The sequence below is a fragment of the Candidatus Zixiibacteriota bacterium genome (genome assembly GCA_040753495.1).
GTDB lineage: Bacteria > Zixibacteria > MSB-5A5 > GN15 > PGXB01 > DYGG01.
This window is the reverse complement of sequence record JBFMEF010000208.1, coordinates 1-3,222: the sequence shown is the minus strand read 5'-3', so window position 1 is coordinate 3,222 and position 3,222 is coordinate 1. Positions and strand designations below refer to the sequence as shown.

The following is a 3,222-nucleotide window of genomic DNA, read 5'->3' as shown; positions in this document are numbered from 1 at the left end:
GTGAAAAATATCGGGGAGACTTTGAACTGCACAACCTGCTGGATTTCACTCGTCGGGGGAAATATTCTGATTCATACAGAAAAGATTCTGCGGGTCATATTTCTTTTTTGCCTTCAAAAGCCGCTCATAATTAGAGCCGAAAGCGGTTTTGACCCGGTCGCCGGTCTCCTCCTGAGTAAGGAAGTTGACATAAACCCCGCCCGATGAGAATGGCGCCGTCTCTTTGAAAAGATTGCGCGCCCAGGAAATACATTTGTCGTCATCAGCGGCTTCGCGCCAGCGGCCATGAACGTTCATCACATGAACGGCGTGCCGGTGCGGATAGGCGGTGGCGCTGGAGGGAATCCGGCTGGCGGCAGCGCCGAGACAGGCACAGGCGATTTCGGTCTCCGGATGCGGAATCATCCTGGTATATTTCACCAGAACCTCAGCCAGCCCGTCGCTTATCTCGGCGAAATTGTGGGACTTCCAGTAGTTGCGCGCGCCGGGCGTCAGCATCGGGTCAAGAAGAGTCTGCCAGGTGCAGTACGGCTGCAGTCCAAAATGCTCGCCGAGCGGTTTGCCAAACTGACGAACCGGCTCAAGCGCTTTCTGGGCGTCACTCTGGCTTCCGGGATGGAAACAGGCGAAAGCGAGAATATCTTTGCCATGATATTTTTCCTCCAGGAACGGAAGCGGCGGCGCTTGCCTCATCACAAACCAGACACTGGTGTTGTCGTCAGCTTTCGAGACAAACTGGCGGTATTTTGCCATGACCGGCTTGGCGTCGTCAAGCGAATAGACAACCAGCCCAACATAAACCTCGGGACCGACCGGGTACAGTTTAAATTCCCAGCGGGTCACGATACCGAAATTGCCGCTTCCGCCGCGAATCGCCCAGAAGAGGTCGGGATGGTTCTTTTCGCTGGCATGAATAAATTTACCGTCGGCGGTGACGACATCGGCGGCAATCAGATTATCGACTGTCATCCCATATTTCCGGGTGAGCCATCCGAATCCGCCGCCGAGGGTCAAGCCGGAAACGCCGGTAGTGGAATTGATTCCCAGCGGGGTGGCAAGACCGAAAGCTTGCGCCTCACGGTCGAAATCGCCGAGCGTGGCGCCCGGCTCAACATGGGCGATACGGGCATCCGGTTCTATCCGAACCGAGCGCATCAGCGACAAATCAATCATCAGCCCCCCGTCGCAGACAGCATTGCCGGCAATGTTGTGCCCGCCGCCTTTGACGGCGACCAGAAGCGAATTTTCGCGGGCGAAATTGACGGCGGCGCGGATATCGGCGACCCCGCGGCAGCGGGCGATAAGGGCCGGCTTGCGGTCTATCATCACATTCCAGATAGAGCGCGCCTGGTCATAACCGGACTCCCCCGGTTTCAGCAGTTCCCCCCGGAAGTTCTTTGCGAACTCCTCCAGCGCCGAAGGCTCGATACGGGTTTGCCTCCCGGCGGTGGAAGCGACTTCAACTTTGCTCATTTTTAGACTCCTGCTAATAAGATAGATTAGCGCGGTCACAGGGACAGGCCCGGGCAGTCACTTCCGCAGGTTTAAATGGTTAGATAAAACTTTTTACGCAGGCGACCCCCTTTTCGGCGAAAATAAATGGACTGGTTTTATCCATTTAAAGATGGATATGTACGGCTGGGATAGGGGGAGATTAATCGTGAGATTGTTTGCCCATAAATAAAAAAACCGGCGGGAGGGCTCCCGCCGGCGCTTGGGGCCATAGGGCGGAATTGCTCCGCCTACATTTTGCAACTGGTAGGATAATGCGTCAGGTCACAATTCCCCGCAAGCGAGGAATCAAGACCTGACGCAACTTTCAAGACCTGACCCAACTTTCAGACTTCTATCAAAAAATCAATCTCTGACACAACCTTTTAATCAACGATACAGTCACTGCCTACAGCAAATGAATCTTCTGACGGCCGGTCCGAACGTTTTTGGTCGCGTTGCGGGTGTCGAAAATCAGTTTAGAATTATCCACTATCCACTGATAATTGTAATCGGTGTGGTCGGTGACTATCACCACCATATCGGCTTTCTTGAGAAGCGCCGGGGTCAGTTTCGCCGAGCGCAAATCGGTACCGTCCCATTTGATAACCGGAGCATACGGGTCGTTGTACTGCACCTTGGCTCCTTCCTCCTGCAAGAGCCGGATCACATCCAGCGCCGGCGACTCCCGCAGGTCTTTGATATCCTTCTTATAGGCGGCACCGAGCACCAGCATACTGGCTCCTTTGATAGCCTTGCCCCGCTCGTTCATTATACGGCGAATCCGGTCAATGACATACTCCGGCATATGGGAATTGATATCGCCGGCCAGTTCGATAAAGCGGGCGTAGTAGTTCAGGCTTTTCAGTTTCCAGGAGAGATAGTGCGGGTCAATCGGGATACAATGTCCCCCTAATCCCGGACCCGGGTAGAACGGCATAAAACCAAACGGCTTGGTTGAGGCGGCGCCGATTATCTCCCAGACATTCAGTTTGAGACGGTCGCACATTAAAGCCATTTCGTTGACCAGCCCGATATTGACACTGCGGAAAGTGTTCTCGAGAAGTTTCACCATCTCGGCCGCTTTGGTCGAGGAAACCGGATAGACGGCATTAACGGTCTTTTCATAGAGGGCTTTGGCCAGCTTGGTGCAGGCCGGAGTGGTGCCGCCGACCACGCGGGGAGTGTTCTTGGTGTTGAATTTGGGATTCCCCGGGTCAACTCGCTCCGGAGAGAAAGCCAGAAAGAAATCTTTGCCGACTTTCAGCCCGGTTTCATGCAGAATCGGCAAGATGAGGTCTTCGGTGGTGCCGGGGTAGGTGGTCGATTCCAGAATAATCAGCATATCCTTATGAAGGGCTTCCTTGACCCATTTGACGGCATCGAGGATATAACTGACATCAGGGTCCTTGGTTTTCGAAAGCGGAGTCGGTACGCAGATGGAGATAGTATCGACATGCTTAAGCAATCTGGGGTCGGCGGTGGCGGTCAGTTTCCCGCCTTTGACCAGATGCGCCACCTTGCTATCGGGGACATCATCGATATCCGACTTGCCGGCATTGATAAGATTGACTTTGCGCTCGGAGATATCGTAACCGGTAACATGGAATCCGGCTTCGCCGAATTCGATTGCCAGCGGCAGGCCGACATATCCCAGCCCGATTATTCCGATTTTGGCGGAATGGTTCTCGATCTTCTTAAGTAAGTTGCTGCTCATTTTATACCTTCTTC

The 3,222-nt window shown here is 53.9% G+C and carries 2 protein-coding genes; both read right to left on the bottom strand.

The genetic code is table 11. The annotated features are described in order from the left end of the window. Positions 1-45: 45 nt before the first annotated feature. Positions 46-1,473, bottom strand: coding sequence for an FAD-binding oxidoreductase (locus AB1690_13515; GenBank protein MEW6016325.1), 1,428 nt, complete (start codon positions 1,471-1,473; stop codon positions 46-48). A gap of 427 nt (positions 1,474-1,900) precedes the next feature. Further along, positions 1,901-3,208 carry a nucleotide sugar dehydrogenase gene (locus AB1690_13510; GenBank protein ID MEW6016324.1) on the bottom strand — a complete coding sequence of 436 codons (1,308 nt, stop codon included), beginning with the start codon at positions 3,206-3,208 and terminating at the stop codon, positions 1,901-1,903. Positions 3,209-3,222: the final 14 nt, after the last annotated feature.

Bases quoted from the DNA above. Each gene is read 5' to 3' on its own strand.
- AB1690_13515 (MEW6016325.1), bottom strand. From the start codon at position 1,473: ATGAGCAAAGTTGAAGTCGCTTCCACCGCCGGGAGGCAAACCCGTATC.
- AB1690_13510 (MEW6016324.1), bottom strand. From the start codon at position 3,208: ATGAGCAGCAACTTACTTAAGAAGATCGAGAACCATTCCGCCAAAATC.